At 36.9% G+C, this 20714-nt stretch carries 21 protein-coding genes and 1 other annotated feature; of the genes, 12 read left to right on the top strand and 9 right to left on the bottom strand.

The window, feature by feature from the left end; translation table 11 throughout:
• The first annotated feature begins 2 nt into the window (after positions 1-2).
• Positions 3-209 carry a YuzI family membrane protein gene (locus KGF86_RS09620; protein WP_186869389.1) on the top strand — a complete coding sequence of 69 codons (207 nt, stop codon included), beginning with the start codon at positions 3-5 and terminating at the stop codon, positions 207-209.
• A 140-nt stretch (positions 210-349) separates the two neighbouring features.
• On the top strand, positions 350-1123 hold the full coding sequence (locus tag KGF86_RS09615) for a YjbA family protein (protein ID WP_211741703.1): 774 nt from the start codon (positions 350-352) through the stop codon (positions 1121-1123).
• An 18-nt stretch (positions 1124-1141) separates the two neighbouring features.
• On the opposite strand, the gene trpS is transcribed toward KGF86_RS09615, so the two are convergent.
• Both trpS and KGF86_RS09605 read right to left on the bottom strand, forming a co-directional pair.
• Positions 1142-2128: a tryptophan--tRNA ligase gene (trpS, locus tag KGF86_RS09610; protein ID WP_211741702.1), complete on the bottom strand. Its 987-nt coding sequence runs from the start codon at positions 2126-2128 to the stop codon at positions 1142-1144.
• A 53-nt stretch (positions 2129-2181) separates the two neighbouring features.
• Positions 2182-2355, bottom strand: a binding site (T-box leader).
• Positions 2356-2501: 146 nt separating this feature from the next.
• Positions 2502-2849 (bottom strand): winged helix-turn-helix transcriptional regulator, encoded by a 348-nt coding sequence (locus KGF86_RS09605; RefSeq protein WP_186871379.1) that lies wholly within the window; start codon positions 2847-2849, stop codon positions 2502-2504.
• A 191-nt stretch (positions 2850-3040) separates the two neighbouring features.
• Here KGF86_RS09605 and KGF86_RS09600 point away from each other — a divergent pair, with 191 nt between their 5' ends.
• A complete protein-coding gene (locus tag KGF86_RS09600; protein WP_186871378.1) occupies positions 3041-4099 on the top strand; it encodes an LLM class flavin-dependent oxidoreductase in 1059 nt (352 codons plus the stop codon).
• A 13-nt stretch (positions 4100-4112) separates the two neighbouring features.
• Complete coding sequence (locus KGF86_RS09595) at positions 4113-4679, top strand: NADPH-dependent FMN reductase (protein WP_186871377.1); 567 nt, start codon at positions 4113-4115, stop codon at positions 4677-4679.
• A 73-nt stretch (positions 4680-4752) separates the two neighbouring features.
• Here the strand turns inward: KGF86_RS09595 and KGF86_RS09590 are convergent, their stop codons facing one another.
• Entirely contained in the window at positions 4753-6210 is a 1458-nt protein-coding gene (locus tag KGF86_RS09590) for an aldehyde dehydrogenase family protein (protein WP_246521446.1), read from the bottom strand.
• A gap of 112 nt (positions 6211-6322) precedes the next feature.
• Entirely contained in the window at positions 6323-6748 is a 426-nt protein-coding gene (locus KGF86_RS09585) for a pyridoxamine 5'-phosphate oxidase family protein (RefSeq protein ID WP_211741701.1), read from the bottom strand.
• A gap of 149 nt (positions 6749-6897) precedes the next feature.
• Here KGF86_RS09585 and KGF86_RS09580 point away from each other — a divergent pair, with 149 nt between their 5' ends.
• The gene (locus tag KGF86_RS09580; protein ID WP_186871375.1) at positions 6898-7191 is read left to right on the top strand and encodes a DUF378 domain-containing protein; all 294 of its coding nucleotides are present in this window, start codon (positions 6898-6900) and stop codon (positions 7189-7191) included.
• Positions 7192-7400: 209 nt separating this feature from the next.
• On the opposite strand, the gene KGF86_RS09575 is transcribed toward KGF86_RS09580, so the two are convergent.
• The gene (locus KGF86_RS09575) at positions 7401-7685 is read right to left on the bottom strand and encodes a transposase (protein ID WP_186871374.1); all 285 of its coding nucleotides are present in this window, start codon (positions 7683-7685) and stop codon (positions 7401-7403) included.
• A gap of 235 nt (positions 7686-7920) precedes the next feature.
• Here KGF86_RS09575 and KGF86_RS09570 point away from each other — a divergent pair, with 235 nt between their 5' ends.
• The gene (locus KGF86_RS09570; RefSeq protein ID WP_186871373.1) at positions 7921-9054 is read left to right on the top strand and encodes a PQQ-dependent sugar dehydrogenase; all 1134 of its coding nucleotides are present in this window, start codon (positions 7921-7923) and stop codon (positions 9052-9054) included.
• A gap of 52 nt (positions 9055-9106) precedes the next feature.
• On the opposite strand, the gene KGF86_RS09565 is transcribed toward KGF86_RS09570, so the two are convergent.
• Positions 9107-11356: an outer membrane protein assembly factor BamB family protein gene (locus KGF86_RS09565; RefSeq protein ID WP_211741700.1), complete on the bottom strand. Its 2250-nt coding sequence runs from the start codon at positions 11354-11356 to the stop codon at positions 9107-9109.
• A 324-nt stretch (positions 11357-11680) separates the two neighbouring features.
• Here KGF86_RS09565 and KGF86_RS09560 point away from each other — a divergent pair, with 324 nt between their 5' ends.
• Entirely contained in the window at positions 11681-12907 is a 1227-nt protein-coding gene (locus tag KGF86_RS09560; protein ID WP_211741699.1) for a putative glycoside hydrolase, read from the top strand.
• 202 nt (positions 12908-13109) lie between these two features.
• Positions 13110-13703 (top strand): GNAT family N-acetyltransferase, encoded by a 594-nt coding sequence (locus tag KGF86_RS09555; protein ID WP_211741698.1) that lies wholly within the window; start codon positions 13110-13112, stop codon positions 13701-13703.
• An 89-nt stretch (positions 13704-13792) separates the two neighbouring features.
• Here KGF86_RS09555 and KGF86_RS09550 read toward each other — a convergent pair whose 3' ends face one another.
• Positions 13793-15100: an ammonium transporter gene (locus KGF86_RS09550; protein WP_211741697.1), complete on the bottom strand. Its 1308-nt coding sequence runs from the start codon at positions 15098-15100 to the stop codon at positions 13793-13795.
• A 28-nt stretch (positions 15101-15128) separates the two neighbouring features.
• Complete coding sequence (locus KGF86_RS09545; protein WP_186871368.1) at positions 15129-15470, bottom strand: P-II family nitrogen regulator; 342 nt, start codon at positions 15468-15470, stop codon at positions 15129-15131.
• A gap of 319 nt (positions 15471-15789) precedes the next feature.
• Here KGF86_RS09545 and spxA point away from each other — a divergent pair, with 319 nt between their 5' ends.
• The 4 genes from spxA to pepF all read left to right on the top strand — a co-directional run bounded on the left by spxA (position 15790) and on the right by pepF (position 20417).
• On the top strand, positions 15790-16185 hold the full coding sequence (gene spxA / locus KGF86_RS09540) for a transcriptional regulator SpxA (RefSeq protein ID WP_186871367.1): 396 nt from the start codon (positions 15790-15792) through the stop codon (positions 16183-16185).
• A gap of 361 nt (positions 16186-16546) precedes the next feature.
• Positions 16547-17236, top strand: coding sequence for an adaptor protein MecA (gene mecA / locus KGF86_RS09535; RefSeq protein WP_186871366.1), 690 nt, complete (start codon positions 16547-16549; stop codon positions 17234-17236).
• Between the two features lie 79 nt (positions 17237-17315).
• Positions 17316-18509 carry a competence protein CoiA gene (locus tag KGF86_RS09530; protein ID WP_211741696.1) on the top strand — a complete coding sequence of 398 codons (1194 nt, stop codon included), beginning with the start codon at positions 17316-17318 and terminating at the stop codon, positions 18507-18509.
• A gap of 93 nt (positions 18510-18602) precedes the next feature.
• Positions 18603-20417, top strand: coding sequence for an oligoendopeptidase F (gene pepF, locus KGF86_RS09525; RefSeq protein WP_186871364.1), 1815 nt, complete (start codon positions 18603-18605; stop codon positions 20415-20417).
• 87 nt (positions 20418-20504) lie between these two features.
• Here pepF and KGF86_RS09520 read toward each other — a convergent pair whose 3' ends face one another.
• Positions 20505-20675, bottom strand: a complete 171-nt coding sequence (locus KGF86_RS09520; RefSeq protein WP_186871363.1) for a hypothetical protein — start codon at positions 20673-20675, stop codon at positions 20505-20507.
• Positions 20676-20714 lie beyond the last annotated feature (39 nt).

The following is a 20714-nucleotide window of genomic DNA, read 5'->3' as shown; positions in this document are numbered from 1 at the left end:
GTATGGGATATATTCTTTTATTTTTAATCGGATTTGGACTTAGTGTTACCGGTGGTGTTACATTGATTGCCTATATGAATTTTTTACCGGCAGGTGTATCCTGGACCGAGTATTTCCTATTTGTAAGTGGTCGTTTGGAATGTTATTTTCTCCCCGTTGGCTTATTCCTTATGACATTCGTTGTATATTCATTTCCTCATCGATCTTAATCCATATTTTGCATACACTCGAATAAATTTTTAAATGATGGTCATAATGTATTTTAAAGTGAGTGTTCAAAAATTATGGTATAGATGGTAATTTTTTGAACAACCTCAGAGTGATTCATTTGGGAAGTGAGGGGTGTTGTATGTTATATTTACACGATGTTTGGGTGAACTGGTTTGAAGGAGAAGAAAACGGCTATAATGTATGTTATTTTCATGAATGGCGTAAGGATGACGGAATTGAGTTACTAGACCAAGTGCCATTATTATACATAACGGACTCACTATATCAATACATTGAAAATGATATGCATGACTTACCTCAAGGTTTACTTGATGCCATTTATAAACGGGCATATACTCGCAAGGGGCAAGAACGATCAGTGGTAGATTATGCTTGTATAGTAACCGACGGTAATGATATAGTTGCGTTCGATACGATTGGGTATCGAATTCCAATTCGAAAAAGTCGGTTAATCCCAAGACAAGAACAACTAGTCTATGAAATGATTGAAAAAGCGAAACCACAGGGCTTTGGATTTGATGATTCTAATTATGTAAAAGAGTATCATATGCTTTCCATGGCTCCGGAACTTGTATTTGGGTTAACGAGAAGAGAGAGACAATTGAAGCAATTACTAATGATGGGATTGGATCAGCTTCGTACATCGAATAATATTGAAGAATTACGTTATTGGTTAACGGAGTGGAATCCTAAGAAATATCCAGATATTCGGTATATGGACGAAAATGAGGTTTGGCAGGCATTGTATGATGGTGTCAAATCAGGTTGGGGTCTTGCCCACGAAGAACTGTGTGAGAAGTTAATTAAGGGACAACCGTTCCTGGAGAAAATGTGGGAGCTTGAAAACAATGAAGTAGAAGGTGCATCCAAACAAAAATCAAAAAATCAGTGAGGGTTCTCACTGATTTTTCTATTTCACACGGCCAAGTCCCATTGCTTTTTTAGCTTTTTGTATCGTTTTATTCGCAACTAGGGATGCTTTTTCTGCACCTTCATCTAAAATATCGTCTAATTCAGTGGACTCTAAGATTTCGTGATATCGGTCTTGGATTGGTTTTAGAACAGCGATTACGGCATCGGCTACACCTTGTTTAAAATCCCCGTAACCTTTACCCGCATATTTTTGTTCTAGCTCAGCAATAGTCTCACCGGAGAATACAGAATGAATATCTAATAGATTAGAAACTCCAGGTTTATTTTCTTTATCGTATTTTACGATTCCTTCTGAGTCTGTTACTGCACTTTTAATTTTCTTTTCAATTTGTTTCGGTTCATCCAGCATAAAGATAGATGCTTTCACATTTTCATCTGATTTACTCATTTTTTTCGTAGGATTTTGTAAAGACATAATGCGAGCACCGACTTTAGGGATGCTGATCTCTGGGATGGTAAAGACATCTAAGAAACGATTGTTAAAGCGCTGTGCTAAGTCACGCGTAAGTTCTAAATGTTGTTTTTGGTCATCACCAACAGGAACTAGGTCTGCTTGATAGAGCAAGATATCCGCAGCCATTAAGGATGGATAGGTGAATAGCGCTGCTGATACAGCTTCTTTCCCCTCTGATTTATCCTTAAATTGGGTCATTCTTTCTAATTCACCCATATAGTTAATGGATTGCATCATCCAGCCTAGCTGTGTATGTGCCGGAACCTCAGATTGAATAAAGAGGGTTGCTTTCTCCGGGTCGATTCCAGCTGCCAAATATAATGCTGCAAGAGAGCGGATGTTTTGGCGCAGTTTCAAGCGATCTTGTGGGACAGTGATAGCATGTTCGTCCACAATACAGAAGTAACATTGATGAGTATGTTGTAGCTCAACGAATTGACTTATAGCACCAACATAATTGCCGATTGTTAACGAACCACTCGGTTGGATTCCTGAAAAAATGGTTTTCATATTAAACACTCCTTTATTTTAAACAATAAAAAAAGCCCATTCTATCCCCTTATCGAAGGGACGAATGAACCGCGTTGCCACCCTAATTATCTTAAACAGTTAAGATCACTTCATTAAAAATAAGCTCTAAAGTCCAATTCCTATTTACCTTGATGCTTGTTTACACCAGCCACAAGCTCTCTGGAAATCAGTGGGTAAAAGTACTACGCCTTTTTCATTGCTAATGATATTGAGTTTTTTTTATTATATATAGCTTTATTTGGAAAATCAAGTAGAAGAGTAAATTCTTCCTAAAAAGGGTGGTATCCTAGTCTGAACTATGTATTATAAGCATCCTATACATAGCATCCTTAATAAATCATTTCATAAATGCTTAAGAACTCTTTTTGCTTTGTTTATTCATTTTGTGCAGTGTATGATTCTTTCCCCACTCATGCATGGCAGATAAGATCGGTTCTAAGCTTCTTCCATATTCCGTAATAGAATATTCAACCTTTGGTGGTACTTGAGGATATACGACTCGTTCCACAATGTCTTCTTCCTCTAGCTCACGTAGTTGCTTTGTTAACATTTTTTGAGTAATGCCGGGTACATTCCGTTTTAATTCACTGAATCGTTGGGTTCCCTTATCCAAAAGATGTAATAAAATAATGGGTTTCCATTTTCCTACTAGAATGCCCAGTGCATCTTCTACTTTGCACTGTTCTGGTTCAATCGTCATGATAAACACCTCCAATAGTATCCTTTTTGATACTATATTACATTAAAGTGCGTACTTGCGAGAGCGGGTTCTATTGTTCATAATAACATAGGAAGAAGAAAGATAAAAGATACCTTATAAATAAAAGAGGGAACACTAAACCTATACCATTAATCATAAATGTAATGCAGGTGAGAAAGGCGGAAGGGAAAATGGAAAAGTATAGAATCGATCCGGCGAAAGGGCTAGAGTTTGGTATTTATACATTAGGAGATCACTTGCCGAATCCAATAACAGGTGATCGGATATCAGCAGAAGAAAGAATTCAGGAAATTATTGAATATGCTAAGCTTGCCGATCAAGCGGGAATTGACTTTTTTAGCGTTGGGGAAAGTCACCAAGAATTTTTTGCAACACAAGCTCATTCTGTTGTTTTAGCAGCAATAGCACAAGCAACAAAAAACATTAAAATTGCGAGTTCATCTACTATAATCTCAACGTCTGATCCGGTACGAGTGTATGAGGATTTTGCCACATTGGATTTAATTTCCAAAGGCCGTACGGAAATTATTGCTGGGCGTGCTTCAAGAGTGGGACTTTTTGAACTTTTAGGTTATGATATTCGGGATTATGAAGCGTTATTTGAGGAAAAATTTAATCTTCTACTTCAGATTAATGAAGAAGAAGTTGTGAATTGGAACGGTGAGTTTCGTGCCCCACTAAAAAATGCCAAAGTGCTTCCGCGACCGAAGAATGGTAAAATGCCAATTTGGCGTGCTGTTGGCGGAACTCCAGCTAGTGCGATGAAGGCCGGATATGCTGGTATTGGAATGTTTATGGCCCATCTAGGTGGACCGGTTTCAGTGTTTAAACGAACGATTGATGCCTATCGTGAAGCAGCAAGGCTTGGTGGACATAATCCAGAAGAACTACCTGTTGCCACAGCGGGATTCTTTTATGCGGCAGAATCGTCCCAACAAGCTTTAAAGGATATGTATCCACATATAAATGAAGGAATGAAGCGAACAAATGGTCAAGGATTTGCCAAGCAGCTATTTGCACAAAGTGTTGATTCACGAAGTATTATAAATGTAGGTAGTCCTCAACAAATTATCGAAAAAATCCTATATCAACATGAACAATTTGGACACCAGCGCTATATTGCACAGATTGATTTTGGCGGGGTACCATTTGACCGATTAATGAAAAATATTGAGTTGATTGGTAATGAAATTTTACCAGCAATCAGAAAATATACAGCAAAGAAATAAGGTGGTAAACGAGATGAAAATCGTAGGATTGTCAGGATCGAAAGTTGGATCTAAAACGAGAACAGCAATGAATTATGCAGTAAAATCTCTTTCTGAAACATATCCAGATGTGGAAGTGACAGTAATTGATTTGGCTGACTATGATATTCAATTTAGTGACGGCCGAAATTACTTGGAATATGAAGGCGACACAGGGTATGTAACGAAAACCATTATGGAAGCTGACGCTATAATAATAGGAACACCTATATTTCAAGCGTCTATTCCGGCAACCTTAAAGAATATTTTTGATTTACTCCCTATCAATGCATTCCGTGACAAGATAGTTAGTATGATCGTAACAGCTGGATCGGCGAAACATTTTCTCATAGCAGAACAACAGTTAAAACCTATTTTGGCTTACATGAAGGCCCAGATAGTACAGACCTATGTATTTATTGAAGAAAAGGATTTCTATTTAAAAGAAATTAGAAATGATGATGTCCTATTCCGGATAAATCGTTTAGTAGAAGATACGATTACACTAATGGAAACCTATAAGAAAATACGTGATGAAAAAGAAGCGATGTATGATTTTTAACCTCTGTGGTTTAAGGACAAAAGAAAGAGGGCAACGTCATCATTGGATGATTTTACCCTCCTTCTTGTTTATTTTACTGTTTAAAGAATGGATAGAAACGCTCTTCTTCTTGAACACTAATCCATTTAACGGTCGTGAATTTCTCAATTGCCCATTCGCCACCGAATCGACCAACACCCGACCCTTTTTCTCCACCAAATGCTACATGTGCTTCTTCATTGACAGATTGGTCATTCACATGAATCATTCCAGTTTCAATTTGTTTGGCAACTTTGACACCATGATGAATATCACCACTAAATACGGCACCGCTTAGACCATAGGGGGAATCGTTCGCAATGCGGATGGCATCTTGTTCATCCTTAGCTTTTATAACTGATGATACCGGTCCAAACATTTCATTTTGGGCAACAGGCATATCATTTGTGACATCTTTTAGAATGGTTGGGTAAAGTACGTTACCTTCCGCTTGTCCACCAATAACTACTTTTGCACCTTTGGCCTCACTATTTTCTATCTCTTTGAGAATCCTTTTAACTTCACTTTGGTTAATTAAAGGGCCAACTGCTGTTTCTGGATCGGACGGGTCTCCAGCTTTTAATTGACTTACCTTTTCTTTAAATACTTCGACAAAATTATCATAAATACTAGCATCTACTACCACTCTGTTTAAAGACATACATATTTGTCCTTGGTGTAAGTAGGCACCAAATGCAGCTGCTTCGGCTGCCCGTTCTATATCAGCATCATTCAGTACAATTAGGACATTATTTCCACCTAATTCAAGTGCTACATCCTTCAATGTACGTCCAGCAATTTCGCCAATTCTTCTTCCTACTTCTGTAGATCCGGTAAATGATACAAGTTTTGAAATAGGATGTTCGACAATATCATCACCAATTTCTGAGCCTTTACCTACGACAACACTTAGTACACCCTTTGGTAACCCTGCTTGCTCCAAAATATCCGCTATTAAAAATCCGGATGTTATAGGTGTTGATGATGCGGGTTTTAGTACGACACTATTCCCTGTTGCTATCGCAGGAGCAACGGAGCGCATTGTTAAGACTAATGGGAAATTCCAAGGGCAAATTACGGTTACCACACCTTTAGCGGAACGATAGATGCGATTTTCTTTTCCAGGTACATTGGAAGGTAATATAGACCCTGTGACACGATAAGGGAATGAAGCAGCTTCTTTTAACGTAGCGACCGTACCACCCCATTCAATTTCCGCTTTTATTCTTGTACTACCAGATTCTTTTACTAACCAATCAATTACTTCTTCTTTCCGTTCAATAAATATTTGTGCTGCCTTCTCAAGAATCGTACGCTTTTCATCTGGGAGTTTTGCTTCCCATTCTTGCTGTGCTTCCTTAGCGGACTTAAATGCACGATCAAGGTCTTCTTTAGAGGCACCCTTTATTTCGTTTATTACTTCATTATTATATGGATTCGTGTTGGTAACCACACTATTACTTGAACCTTCAACCCATTCTCCAGCTATAAATTGTCTTGTATATTTTTCCAAGATGATTCGCTTCCTTTCGGATAAATTCGATATCTTCTTACTTCTTGATGATAGTACTGAAATCGTTTTAACATCAAATTATCTGCTTAACAGCAAATCTACTTACGACAGGTTACGATAGGTCTAAAATCATTGGTTCTTCACCTTTTTTATTCATTAATCTAATTTGATCAGGTTTAATTTCTAATACGGTATAGTTTGGGTCATGTGGTCCATCAAACCATTTCTCCATATTCGTATTCCACAGTTTCTGTTTTAATTCTAACGAATCGGAAATATGAACTTTCCCTTCATACTCCACATACTCATCTCCATATTCTTCTCCTTCATAACCTAAAAGGATGTGTGTATAAGGGTTGTTTTCTAATTCGTCTACTTTATGTGTATTCTCATCTGTTGCCGTATAAAGATTTAATTCCTCATTAGAAAATGTCATATAGCGTGCGTGTGGTTTATTGTTTTGAACTGTTGCCATAATACCTACATTGCTATCGCTTAGTATGTGCTGGATTGCTATTTTCAGTTCATCTTTTGTCATTAATCTCACTCCTTAATCAGTATCATTCTCATTATTCCGTTAGTGGAAAGAAAATAACCATAATTTTTAGCTATATATTGGTATGAACCAATACATTAAGGTGGATGATAATAATGACTGTTACTTTGATTAAGGGAGGTGAAGAATAGATGGAAGCATTAAGAAGAATTGCATTAGCTCTAGTAATCATAGGTGCGATTAACTGGGGTTTAATTGGACTTTTCCAATTTGATTTGGTAGCTGCACTTTTTGGTGGGCAAGATGCGTTGCTTTCTAGAATTGTTTATTCGTTAGTTGGTTTAAGTGGTTTATATTGTATCACCTTATTATTCGAACCGGCTGATGAGAGGGAGACTACTGGTACTGGACGACTTAATTATGGTACTGAGTTTGGTGAAGAAGACGATTTTTCTCGCGTTAGGGAAGAAGATAGAGATGTATAAGCCATAAGTCGTCATAATGAACATCCCTTGACAGAGTACGAATGATAAATTCGCTCCGGAGACGGTTTCTCCTGTATGCGTGAGGCGCACGTTTAAGAGTGCTCATGATTAGGCGGAGCTCGAGCTTGACTGTACCAAGTTGAGCAAACAATCGTTTGATCTCCGGAGCGATTATACTTTAGTTAGCCTCTACGGTTTATAAGTAGAAATCATTGCTTCATTGTCAAAGTCAATAGGAAGTATAGCATATACAGGCCAATATATGATCCTGACAGTAAGAAGAATGGATTTAAAAAAATAGCATGAATATTCGTCATTAACACTGTATTGTCGATGATTATTTGGTAGATAGATAAAGAAGCGATTATCCCAAAAACCATGGTAGAAATAATAGCAACAATGTGGAATAGGAATCGGATATTCTTCCATGTATTGGATAAATAATACATTAAAAAGGGTCCTATTACGATTCCTGTAATTAAAAGGATTCTCATGATAACCTCCCAGTAAGATATATTCACATATAGTATGTACATTAGTAAAAATATCAACCAGTGCTGTAGAAAATAGATTTACTTGTTATAACGTTGTATCGCTAATATGCTTTCATTCTGTGAAAATAGTAACCAATTTCTATGAAAATATGTATATCTAAATAAAGATTTGGAAATAATAAAACTATAAATACCTTCGTGCTTGAACGAAGAATAAATTAGAGGTGAAAGAATTTTGAAGAAGTATGGTTTAGTTAGTTTAATAGGGGTGCTAGTAGTTGCTGCAATAATCTTCCTATTTGTATTTGACAGCCCGGATAATGAGAAAGAGCAAGCTAAAAATGACCAGGACGCAATTCAGGTATTTGAGGATTCCATTGAAGTCATAGCATCGGATGATGGCAACATCAACGCAAATAAATTATTTATTCCATGGACCATTAATAAAAACGCAGGGACCTTCTATTTAAGTCAAAGGGATGGAACGATTGTTTCGATTGATAGTGATTTTGGATTAGTGGAAGTTCAAAATGTAGAAGTTTCAAAAGATATTCTTCATAAGGGAGAGTCTGGATTTCTTGGTTTTACATTAGCGCCAGATTTTGAAAATTCAAAACAAGCATTTGCATTTCATACCTATGATAAGGAAGGTGAAATGGTAAACCGTATCGTAACCCTTGCTCTCGACGGTTCCACTTGGAAAGAAGAAGATGTGATTTTGGATAATATTCCCGGTGGGGAAATGAATAATGGTGGAAGAATTAAAATTGGACCAGATGGTATGCTCTATGCAACAACTGGTGATCTTGGTCAAGGTGCTGTAGCACAAGATTTAGATAGTTTAGCTGGTAAAATCTTACGTATGGAACTGAACGGTGAGATTCCGAGCGATAATCCATTTGAAGATTCTTATGTCTATTCTTATGGTCATCGAAACTCACAAGGGTTGGTTTGGGATGAACAAGGGGTTCTTTATAGCTCTGAACATGGGGAAGATGGTCATGATGAAATTAACATAATTGAAGCAGGTAAAAACTATGGATGGCCGATTATTGAAGGGGATGAAGAGGCGGAGGGTATGGTTAGTCCGCTAGTACATTCAGGTGATGACACTTGGGCACCATCTGGTATTGCCTACCATGATGGACAATTATATATATCTTCTTTAGCTGGGAAAAGAATTTTAACGTATGATATAGCGACACAAGTGATGGAGGATTTCTATGATGAAGCAGGTCGACTTCGCGATGTGTTTATTGAAGAGGATGCATTATTTGTCATTACAAGTAATCGTGATAATCGGGGAGAACCGACTGATAAAGATGACCGTTTAATCCACCTTCCATTAGCGGAAAAAACGTCTAATTAAAACTAAAAAGATGGTTCTAGTTGATACATACTCTAGAACCATCTTTTTTAATTTATTCTTTCATTAATGTTTTTAAATACTCTTTTACTGCCTCGATTTGTTCTTCAGACAACACGCCTTCAAATGGAGGCATACCCCCACCACCGTGTTTTATTTGCTCAATTAATTCTTCATCGGTCATCTCAAGGTTTTCAAGGTTAGGCCCGTTATGTCCACCTACACCATTGGCACCGTGGCAGGATAGACAGTTGTTCTCATATATCTTAATTCCTTGTTCAGCTACTTCACCACCATCTGTACCGGTTTGTCCTTCGCTTTCCTGATTGTCTGTGTCTTGTTCCTCGGCGGTAGGTGATGTATTAATTGCGTCTTCTGGTACGTCCTCTAACGATGTGTATTCTCCTTCTAAAGAGAAGGTGTAAATTTTATCTCCGTGGGTAGTCCCGGCTAATGAATTCCCAGCAGCAAAGACGGAAATATATTGCTTTCCATCAACGGAGTAAGTCATTGCTGGAGCATTAACACCGGCATCAGTCATGAAATCCCATATCTCTTCACCTGTCGTTGCGTTATAGGCAATAAGCCTTCCGTCATTATGACCAGCAAATAGTAAATTCCCTTTTGTAGTTAATAATCCACTAAAGGCAATGGTCTCCCATTCCTCTTGCCATGCAATTGTATTGGTTTTAACATCAACTGCTGTGATTAATCCGTGCTGTGGTCCACCTTCCATTGGTTGCCAAATACTTCCAATCCATTCTTTCCCTTCATCAAAAATATTCGCTTCGTCTTCTTCGTTGTGTGCATAGGCAAAATAGTTACTGTTTACCTGTACATAATACAATTCTGTATCTGGATTGTAAGCAGATGGTGGCCAGTTACCTCCTCCTTGAGGCGAAGGAGTAATGGTTAATGGTTCATCCCAGAATGGTGTGAATAAATCCCCAACTTTTCCATCAAAATCATCTGGAAAATCTCGTTCGATATCTTCCTCTGTTATGGATTGTGGTACTAGTGCGTCTCCAATTGGATATGGTTGTGTAGGAGACGTTTTTTGTCTTTCATCTTGTGGTACCGGTCGTTCTTCTATCCCGATTAATGGTTCACCGTTTGTACGATCTAATATATATACCCAACCAGTTTTCCCTGTTTCTGCAATAGCATTTCTCAATTCACCATCAATTTCTACATCAAATAATGTAACTGGATTAGCAGGGTCTAAATCCCATATATCATGATGCACTTGCTGGAAGTGCCATTGGTATTCTCCTGTATCAGCATCTAAGGCTAGCATGGAGTTCGCGTAAAGATTATCTCCTTCGCGGTTACTTCCATCAAGGTCAGGTGAAGCATTCCCAGTTGAAAAATAAATCATATTTAGCTCTGGGTCAACAGCTGGAGTCTGCCAAATAGGCCCTCCGCCAGTTAGCCAGCTATTGTTATCATCTGGCCAAGTTTCAGATCCTGGCTCACCTGGTGCAGGAATTGTATACGTTCTCCATACCTCTCTTCCGATATTAGAATCATAAGCAGCTAAAAAGCCTCGAATGCCGTATTCTCCCCCAGCTACTCCTGTGTAAACTTTTCCATCATAATAGAGGGGGGCACTTGTGATGGTGTACCCTTTTTGCCATTCAGCAACAGGTGTCTCCCAAACAACATCACCAGTTTCTTGGTCTAGTGCTACTAGACGGGAATCTAATAGTCCGACAAAGACTTTTCCATCTCCTAATGCAACACCGCGGCTAATCCAACCACAGCAAGCGGTGTCAAGGCCATCGGCGAGTTGTGGTGTGTACTCCCAAATAATTTCTCCCGTAGTAGCATCAAGAGCTTGTACAACATTAGCTCCGGTAACATTAAACATTACCCCATCATATACAAGAGGCGTTGACTCACCGGAATATTTGAATTCTAAACCCGAACCTAAGCTAGTAACCCATTCTAGCTTTAAGTCCCCAACATTAGATGTATCGATTTGCTCTAACGGTGAGTATCTTCGGTTGTAAAGGTCACCACCATTTGTAATCCAATTGTCAGTAGGAGCGGCTGCTAGCTCTTCAGCGGAAAATTTAGGTGCAACCTCTCCTGTGTAGTCCATATGTTGAACAGACTGATGATTCTCTTTCTCTGGATTCTTGGTTTGTTCTGGAGTAGTATCTTGTTGTTCATTTTCGTTTTGTGTATCTTCGCCAGCTGGAGGTTCAGCATGTTCGTCATCATTTATCCCTTGAAAAGCGAAAAATCCTACAGCAGTGATAATAGCTACAGCAGCAATAACAAACCATACTTGTCTATCCATATTTCAAGCTCCTTTCTTCATGACGTTATACATTAGGTTCTTTTGTAATTTGCCCTTATAACGTTAAATTACCCTTCTAATGTAAAAATCATAAGAAATGATGAAATAGAGATATATGTTCCGAATAATTTGATATTTCGGTTCGTTTAACGATGGAAAGAGAGTAATTCGACAATACGACAAAAAGAATGACAAAAATCTATTATTTTCCATTCAAAATCTAGCGTTTCTGCCTTATAATAGATGGAAAGGGTTGCAAACGAAAGGTTGTCTGCATCAACTTAACGTAAGCAAGCTACACTTATGGAATAGGAGATTGATAGAATGAAGAATACACAACTGAAGAGATTTTTAATCCCAATTGTTCTCCTGCTTGTTATTTTACTTCCGTTTGCAATACCAGAAAAAAGTAGTGGGGACGAAGAATTATTTGCCCATGATCATGTAGCAAGACAAACATCTATTCAATTAATTGAACAGGGTGTTTCTATAAAGCGCTTCGTAGTTGATTCTGGATATAATTTTGAATATCCAGATGCAGTAAGAGGTATTTATGTAACTGGTCACTCAGCGGGTGGTAGTCGATTTAATTCATTAGTGGAATTGGTGAATAATTCTGATCTGAATGCAATGGTTATTGATATTAAAGAAGACCATGGATATTTAACATTTAAACCTGATGAAGATTCACCATTTGTAGCAATTGGTCAAAATTATATTAAAGATATTCAGGAAATGATGAAAACATTAGAGGAAAATCAAATTTATCCAATTGCCAGGGTTGTAGTATTTAAAGATAGTGTGTTAGCTGAAAATAGACCGGATCTTTCGTTTACAGAGAATGGTTCTGTTTGGGAAAATAACCGTGGCGAATCATTTGTAAATCCATTCCAAAAAGAGGTTTGGGAATATAATGTTGATATTGCTAAAATGGCAGCCGAAATGGGCTTCAAAGAAATTCAGTTTGACTATGTTCGATTTCCAGAAGGGTTTGAACATAGGGATGGCGACTTAACCTATTCACAAGGTGCCTATGAAGATAGTGAAGAAGATAATGTTCAACGGCGAGTTCAGGCTGTTACAGATTTTGTGGCGTATGCGAAACAAGAATTAGAGCCTTATGACATAGATGTGTCTGTGGATATTTTCGGTTATGCAGCTACTATTCCTGAAGCACCAGGAATAGGTCAAAACTTCTCCAAAATATCGGAAAATGTCGATGTCATTTCATCCATGATATATCCAAGTCACTGGTCTAATAATTATTTTGGAATCCCACTTCCTGATGCAGAGCCGTATCGTTTAACGGATGAATACGCTAAAGTGGAAAATGAGGTACTTTCTAAATTGGAAAATCGACCAGTCTCTCGACCATGGATACAGGATTTTGAAGCGCCATGGATCTATAATGGTACAGGTATACCAGTAACAAAATATGGAAAAAAAGAAGTGGAAGCACAGATAAAAGCCTTACAGGATAATGGAATAAATGAGTACTTAATTTGGAATGCTGGTAACACATATACCCAAAATGTTGATTATAAGCCATAAATTACGAAAAAAAGCGAAACAATAAATAAAAGTTTCGCTTTTTTTCGTTTAACTACACATACTGAAGATATAAGTGTATAACAGGGATTTAACATCTAATCCTATTTTCGTTATACTAGCAACAGAAAGGCTTTCAGGATTGTTTTACAAAATTGTTAAGAGTTTGTTAGCTTTCTTTTAGAAAATACGAAGGAGTAGATCCATGGATTGGTATGAAAAATTAAGTAAATATTTCCCTATTGAAGAAATGAAATCAAAGGAACATATGGAACTGTTATTGAAGGAAAAAGGGGACGTTTACCATAAAGATGATGGTCCATATCATGTTATGATGTATGCTGAATTTGATTCCTTTATTTTTATTGATTATGTATGGGTTTCAGCTAAAGCGAGAGGACAAGGTATTGGACATAAGTTAATTGAAAAATTAAAAGAACATAATAAACCGATAATATTAGAAGTAGAACCGGTTGATTATGATGATTCAGATACCGAAAAACGACTTCATTTTTATAAGCGTGAAGGGTTTAAGCATGCTCAATCAATTGGATATAATCGACGTTCATTGGCGACTAATGAGGAGACCCCAATGGAAATTTTATATTGGTCACCGAATGATGAATCGGAAGAAGTCATTTATGAGCAAATGAGAAAAATGTATGAATCGATTCATACGTATAAAGATGAACAGCTTTATGGGCAGTCTTATCAACCTGTAGATGAAGTATTAACATTTAATGAGGACAGAGATTCTGAGGATATTTTATCGAGGCTAGATAGAAATCAGATGAAATAATATTTATAATTCGGTCGTCTTAAACCTTTGGTTAAGACGACCGTTTGTGGTGTTTAAAAGTGTAGTGTTTTCAATGTGTATTGCTTATTTTATATCGTTTTTCTTTCGGTGTTTCCGACAGGGATATTGTTTAAGCGATCTGCTAATGCAAGACCTAAATTTGGCGATTCAATCTCATCGTTAGTTAACAATGTGTCCTTGAAGTCATAAGCATTAGAACCGTGTTCTGCAAAATCAAGTCCTGCAATTTCTTCCTCTTTCGATACACGAATTGGAACAAACTTGTTTAATACATACGTAAATCCACCAATGGTAAAGGCTACCCATAAGATGACTGCGAGTACCCCGATGGCTTGAATTCCAAGTTGTGCAAATCCATTACCATAAAACAGGCCAGTAGAAGTTGAAAATAAACCTACAGCCAATGTACCCCATATACCAAGTAGACCATGTACGGTAATTGCACCAACCGGATCATCAATTTGTAACTTAGCATCGAAGAATCGAATTCCTTCTACGAGAATCACTCCAGAAATTAATCCGACTATAATAGAGCCGCCGAGAGATATTTCGGCACACCCTGCAGTAATTCCTACTAATCCTGCTAATACACCGTTTAATGATAATGAGGCATCCACTTTCTTGTATCGGAATCTGGTGTATAATGCACTTGCAACTAAGGCAGCAGAGGTAGATAACAAAGTAGTGCCAATTACCATGGGGACTAATGTTGGATCAGCTGCTAGTGTGCTACCCCCATTAAATCCAAACCATCCAAGCCATAGGATAAAAACACCTAACGCGCCGAGAGGGATATTATGACCTGGTATTACGTTAACTTTTTTCCCTTCGTATTTACCTAAGCGAGGTCCTAAAATAAGAACAACTACTAATGCGCCTACAGCGCCTGTTAAGTGAACTACGGTAGATCCAGCGAAATCGCTAAATCCAAGAATCGTTAGCCAACCGTCTCCTTGCCAAATCCAATGTCCCACTACTGGATAAACAATTGCCGTCATAGCTATCACAATGAAAATATAGCTTCCAAGCTTAATCCTTTCTGCAACAGCACCAGACATAATTGTGGCACAGGTGGCTATAAACATTGCTTGGAAGACAAAGAAACCAATATCCTCTACTCCGCTAAGCAAAAAGCCATCGGAACCGACTATAGAGCCAAAAGTACTTCCGAACATTAAACCATACCCGACAACAAGGAATAAAATTGCTGAAACACTAATGGTTAAGAAGTTCTTCATTAATATGTTTAACGTGTTTTTGGATCTAGTAAACCCTGATTCGACCATCGCAAATCCTGCATGCATGAAGAATACAAGAAAAGCGCCTAACATTACCCATACTAGGTTAATGGCTAACTCTAATTCTTCTGTATTCATTCTTTCCCCTCCTAATCATAAACTCATGTTATAAAATGGCTTGTGCTCCTCGTTCCTTTGTGCGAATTCTTATGACTTCTTCAATCGGATGGATGAAGATTTTTCCGTCACCAATTGTTCCTGTGCTACAAGTGTTGATGATTATGTCGACTATTTCATCAACTTGACTATCATCCACGACTGTTTCTACTTTAAGCTTAGGTAATAACTGTAGCTGAAACGTAGTACCGCGAAATAATCCGGTTTTCCCTTTTTGTTTCCCGGTACCAGCTGCTTCTGTAATCGTTAAACCGCCTATCCCTATTTCGGATAAGCTACTACGTAAAGATTGGAATGTTTCTGGACGTATTATGGCTTCAATCTTTTTCATTTACTCCCCTCCTTATGTAAGGTTTTATAACATTATAATAAAATGATAAGCGGGTTTTTCTAAAAAATCAAGAAAATATTTATTTAAATGTAATATAACCTAACATTATAAGGGGCGTTATTAGTGAATGGATTTATGGATAATTTATTTTTAGACAGTAATTATATCGATTTTGTGAATTTGATATTTTTAGTGAAAATAATCTATCTATTACTTGACAAATGATGTATACTATACTTATAGGTTATTTAAAGTAATTTTAATTTAATAACCGATTAAAGGTTTACCAATTGTAAACAGTAATGAGGAGTGAAGTATCATGGTAACACTTTATACCTCACCTAGTTGTACATCTTGTAGAAAAGCAAAAGCTTGGTTGAAAGACAACCAAATTCCTTTTAAGGAGCGGAATATATTTTCTGAGTCGCTAACTTTAGATGAAATAAAGGAAATATTAAGGATGACAGAAGATGGTACAGATGAGATCATCTCAACACGTTCCAAAGTATTTCAAAGTTTAGACGTAAATATTGATCAGCTTCCTTTAAAAGAATTATTTACTTTGATTCAAGAGAATCCAGGCTTACTAAGAAGACCGATCATTATAGATGAAAAAAGGCTGCAAGTTGGCTATAATGAAGATGAGATTCGCAGGTTTTTACCAAGAACTGTACGAACTTTTCAATTAGAGGAAGCTAGAAGAATGGTTAATTAAGCACCATCTTTTCAAAAGTAAAAGCGCAGATTCCTAATATCAAGAATCTGCGCTTTTAGTATGTTAGAATGATGACAAATTCGGTTAAATAAGTTAAAATAATGTTTTAAATAATTATATATAGGCATATTAATTTTCATATTGCAATATGCTAACATACAATATAAATAAGATGGTATTCTTTTTTCAATAGATAAGAATAGACTAGCTCTATTGAATATAAAAAAAGGGAAGTAGCCCAGTAAGCAATAAATGGGCAGGACACTTAAGTCGAGTAAAGTAAACACGCCTCTTGGAGTATAGCCTTAAGTGAAGCTCCCAAGTCACTGGAGCTAGATTGAAAAAGAAGGGAGAGAATTGCATGGAAATCGAAAGAATTAATGAGAACACAGTAAAATTCTTTATCTCTTATGTAGATATTGAAGATCGAGGTTTTCAAAGGGAAGAAATTTGGTATAATCGTGAGCGTAGTGAACAATTGTTCTGGCAGATGATGGATGAAGTGAATTATCAAGAAGACTTTCATGTAGATGGCCCTTTATGGATTCAAGTTCATGCTCTAGAAAAAGGCTTAGAAATTGTTGTTACAAAGGCGCAGCTTTCTAAAAATGGAGATAATCTAGAATTTCCAATTGATGAAGATGGCTCTACTATAGATATTCCTGTAGATGAGAAAGTAGAATCATTCTTAGAAGAAAAGTTTGGTAAAAGCGATAGTGACGATGCAGATGAAGATTTCGTTGAGGAGAATTTATGGATTATCGCTGGTTTTAAAGACTTTGAAGATGTTATACAACTCAGTCACCACTTCCACGATGATACAGGAAGTGAGGAGGAAACATTATATTATTATAATGGGAAATACTATCTCTATATGGAATTTTCTCAAGATGTGCTAGATGAACATACACAGGAAGATATTATTTCACGTGTATTTGAATATGGAGATGATTCAAATATCACCATTCATGTACTAGAAGAGTATGGAAAAAAGATTTTCGATACTACTACTTTTGCTGATATTCGCTTACATTTCCCTGTGAATCCATAGGATACCTTTTAAAGGTATCTTATTTTTTTTGCAGGAATTTCATCACCTCTATCGAAATAGTATGATGGAGGTGATTGTTTTGCTACAAGCCAAATTAAATAATGGGAAGCTCATTACGTTATTCGAGTTTTCCAAGCAGGAGATTGAAGTGCTTAGATCGGATCATGTGTTTTTTTGTCCTGTGTGTAAAGGTAAGGTCATTATTAAATCAGGATCCAAGATAATTCCTCACTTTGCACATCAAAACAGGAAGAATTGTCAAACACATGAAGGAGGGGAAGGGGTCTATCATGAGCAAGGTAAGATCATGCTCTATCAATGGCTAATTAAGCAAGGCTTAGATGTGGCGCTTGAACAATATATTTCATCAATCAAGCAGAGATGTGACATTTTCCTTAGAGTAGGTAAAAAGAAAATTGCATTGGAATATCAGTGTGCAAGAATACCCATTAATGAGATTCAAAAGCGAACAGGGAGTTATCTAAGTGTGGGAATTCAACCAATTTGGATTTTAGGTGCGACCAACCTGAAACGAACTACTAAACACTCCTTCAAGGTAGATCAGTTTCTATTACAGTTTTTACATCAGTTCCAGGACCAGTCTTTCCCCGTATTATATTTTTTCGACCCACAAAGCAAACTCTTTACGATAATTGGAAATGTCTTTCAAATAGGAAAAAGACGGATGATTGGGAATTTCATTATAAAAAAACTTGATTCGATGATCTTTCTCGATATGTTTAAAACGTCCGTGGATTCTAGGGAACTCTTCCTTACTGAATGGAGAAAAGCAAAGTATCAGTACAGAATGTATCAACCAAAAAAATTATATGGCACCGAGTTGAGTTGGTACAATTGGCTATATTATAAAGGTACACACCGAGAGTTCTTGCCTTCTATTATATATCTTCCCATCTCCTCCCAATATAAAATGTTAACCTCGCTAGGGGATTGGCAAAGTAGAATTTGTCTAGAGTTTATTGACCCTATTCCCATTGGAGCAGTTTTTTCATTAAATTCTTGCCATTTTCAGTTTCGTAAATCAATATCAACGGATTCGTTCCCTTTAGTACAACCCTCAGCTGACCCCATTATGGAATACCTTCATCTATTGGCCGCATTAGGAATTATTGAACAGGTTTCCGAGCATGAGTTTCGTAAAAGCACAAACTTACACCATTATTCGCATATAGAAGACGCTCTTAAAGGAGATGAAGAATTATTGAAAGAACTTTTGAACATTTTCGAGACAAAATACGAGCATGATTCATAATTAATTCGTTATACTAAATAATATAGTTATTAGTAGTATTTTCTAATTTTTACTGATAACTATACTGTGGAATGATGTAAAGGAGGAAGGTAAATGGCAAAGGCAACAAAAGAACTTCAAACAAGAAGTGAAGTACCGGTTGAAAGAACGTGGAGATTAGAGGATATCTTTGAAACTGATGCCGTATGGGAAGAAGAGCTTAATAGCTTAAAGAACGAAATTCCTAAAATTTCAGAGTATAAAGGAAAGGTTGCAGAATCTGCAGACTCTTTATATAACGTTCTAAACTTGCAAGATGAATTGTCAGAAAGACTTGGTAAGCTTTTTACATATGCACATATGCGTTATGACCAGGACACGACTAACTCATTTTATCAAGCATTGAATGCAAAAGCAGAAAATGTATTAACATTTGCGCAAAGTTCTATGAGTTATTTAGTACCAGAGATTCTGAAGATGGATGAAGCAACGATAAAGGCTTACCTGGAAGAAAAAGAAGAATTAAAGCTTTATGAACATGTGTTAAATGAAATTATTAGACAACGTAAGCATGTATTAGGAGAGACAGAAGAAGCCCTTTTAGCAGAGGCGTCTGAAGCTTTATCTACTGGGTCACAAACGTTTGGAATGTTAAATAATGCAGATTTAACATTCCCTACCATTACCAATGAAAAGGGAGAAGAAGTCGATCTAACACATGGTCGCTACGTAGGGTTCTTAGAATCAAAGGATCGTCGAGTGCGAAAAGAAGCATTCCAAGCAATGTATAACACGTACGGACAATTCAAAAATACCTTTGCTTCTACATTAAGTGGTACTGTTAAGTCACATAATTTTAATGCAAAAGTTCGTCACTATGATTCAGCTAGACAGGCTGCGTTAGACAATAATAATATTCCGGAAACAGTATACGATAATCTGGTTGAAGCTGTTAATGAGAGATTACCGTTATTACACCGTTACGGAAAATTACGTAAACAAATACTAGGTGTGGATGAAGTGCATATGTATGATATGTACACACCATTAGTCCAAGATGTCGACATGGAAATCCCATATGAGAAAGCACAAGAATATGTATTAGAAAGTCTTAAGCCTCTTGGAGAAGAATACTTAGAAGTCATTAAGGAAGGCTTTGCGAATCGTTGGATTGATGTGGAAGAAAATAAAGGTAAACGAAGTGGTGCATACTCTTCAGGTGCTTATGGCACGAACCCATATATTTTATTGAACTGGCAAGATCGTGTGAGTGACCTGTTCACATTAACACATGAATTAGGGCACTCTGCACATAGTTATTTCACAAGGAAGTTCCAACCATATCGTTATGGTAACTATTCCATCTTTGTAGCGGAAGTGGCATCTACAGCGAATGAAGCATTACTTAACGACTACTTATTAAACAATCTTGACGATGAAAAACAAAAGCTATATATTTTAAACCATTTCTTAGAAGGATTCCGTGGTACTGTTTTCCGTCAAACAATGTTTGCAGAATTCGAGCATGAGATTCATAAACGCGCACAAGCAGGGGAAGCACTTACTGCAGATAACTTAACAGAAATTTATTATGAGCTAAATAAAAAATACTTCGGTGATGAAGTGGTGTCAGATGAAGAAATCGGTCTAGAGTGGGCTAGAATTCCTCACTTCTACTACAACTACTATGTTTATCAATATGCTACTGGATACTCCGCTGCAACAGCATTAGCGAATAAAATGCTATCTGGAGAAGAAGGAGCAGTTGGTCATTACCTAGATTTCCTGAAATCTGGAAGTAGTGATTATCCAATTGAAGTATTGAAAAAAGCTGGTGTCGATATGACATCGAAACAACCAATCTTAGATGCATTAGATGTATTTGAAGAAAAACTAACAGAGATGGAAAATCTTCTGTTAAATAAATAAGGAAAAGGGCGGCCCTTTAAGTCGGGGTCACCCTTTTTTACTTTAGAGGTTACTAAAAAAGTAGAATGGTGTAGTAACATAAGTGAACTAGCCACGATATTTATTTCGATGGGTGAATGAAAATAAAGTAAAATAAATACATAAAAATAGAATCGGTAATGTGACATAAATTGGGATCAGTTGCATTAACCCAAATAGATTTAGTAAAACAGCAAAAAACGTTAAGATAATAAACAGGTATGGAAGTAATTCTCGCAACGTAATTTCCTCCTTATTCCGATCAGAAAATCGTCTACT

Source organism: Ornithinibacillus massiliensis (genome assembly GCF_018310345.1).
GTDB classification, from domain to species: Bacteria; Bacillota; Bacilli; order Bacillales; family Amphibacillaceae; genus Ornithinibacillus; species Ornithinibacillus massiliensis.
Note: the sequence above shows the minus strand (reverse complement) of the source record. Positions and strands in the feature narration are given on the sequence as shown.

Coding starts and splice junctions, on each gene's coding strand:
- KGF86_RS09585 (WP_211741701.1), bottom strand. CDS start 6,748: ATGACAAAAGATGAACTGAAAATAGCAATCCAGCACATACTAAGCGAT.
- pepF (WP_186871364.1), top strand. CDS start 18,603: ATGGCAAAGGCAACAAAAGAACTTCAAACAAGAAGTGAAGTACCGGTT.
- KGF86_RS09565 (WP_211741700.1), bottom strand. CDS start 11,356: ATGGATAGACAAGTATGGTTTGTTATTGCTGCTGTAGCTATTATCACT.
- KGF86_RS09555 (WP_211741698.1), top strand. CDS start 13,110: ATGGATTGGTATGAAAAATTAAGTAAATATTTCCCTATTGAAGAAATG.
- trpS (WP_211741702.1), bottom strand. CDS start 2,128: ATGAAAACCATTTTTTCAGGAATCCAACCGAGTGGTTCGTTAACAATC.
- spxA (WP_186871367.1), top strand. CDS start 15,790: ATGGTAACACTTTATACCTCACCTAGTTGTACATCTTGTAGAAAAGCA.
- mecA (WP_186871366.1), top strand. CDS start 16,547: ATGGAAATCGAAAGAATTAATGAGAACACAGTAAAATTCTTTATCTCT.
- KGF86_RS09545 (WP_186871368.1), bottom strand. CDS start 15,470: ATGAAAAAGATTGAAGCCATAATACGTCCAGAAACATTCCAATCTTTA.
- KGF86_RS09560 (WP_211741699.1), top strand. CDS start 11,681: ATGAAGAATACACAACTGAAGAGATTTTTAATCCCAATTGTTCTCCTG.
- KGF86_RS09580 (WP_186871375.1), top strand. CDS start 6,898: ATGGAAGCATTAAGAAGAATTGCATTAGCTCTAGTAATCATAGGTGCG.
- KGF86_RS09575 (WP_186871374.1), bottom strand. CDS start 7,685: ATGAGAATCCTTTTAATTACAGGAATCGTAATAGGACCCTTTTTAATG.
- KGF86_RS09595 (WP_186871377.1), top strand. CDS start 4,113: ATGAAAATCGTAGGATTGTCAGGATCGAAAGTTGGATCTAAAACGAGA.
- KGF86_RS09605 (WP_186871379.1), bottom strand. CDS start 2,849: ATGACGATTGAACCAGAACAGTGCAAAGTAGAAGATGCACTGGGCATT.
- KGF86_RS09550 (WP_211741697.1), bottom strand. CDS start 15,100: ATGAATACAGAAGAATTAGAGTTAGCCATTAACCTAGTATGGGTAATG.
- KGF86_RS09615 (WP_211741703.1), top strand. CDS start 350: ATGTTATATTTACACGATGTTTGGGTGAACTGGTTTGAAGGAGAAGAA.
- KGF86_RS09620 (WP_186869389.1), top strand. CDS start 3: ATGGGATATATTCTTTTATTTTTAATCGGATTTGGACTTAGTGTTACC.
- KGF86_RS09600 (WP_186871378.1), top strand. CDS start 3,041: ATGGAAAAGTATAGAATCGATCCGGCGAAAGGGCTAGAGTTTGGTATT.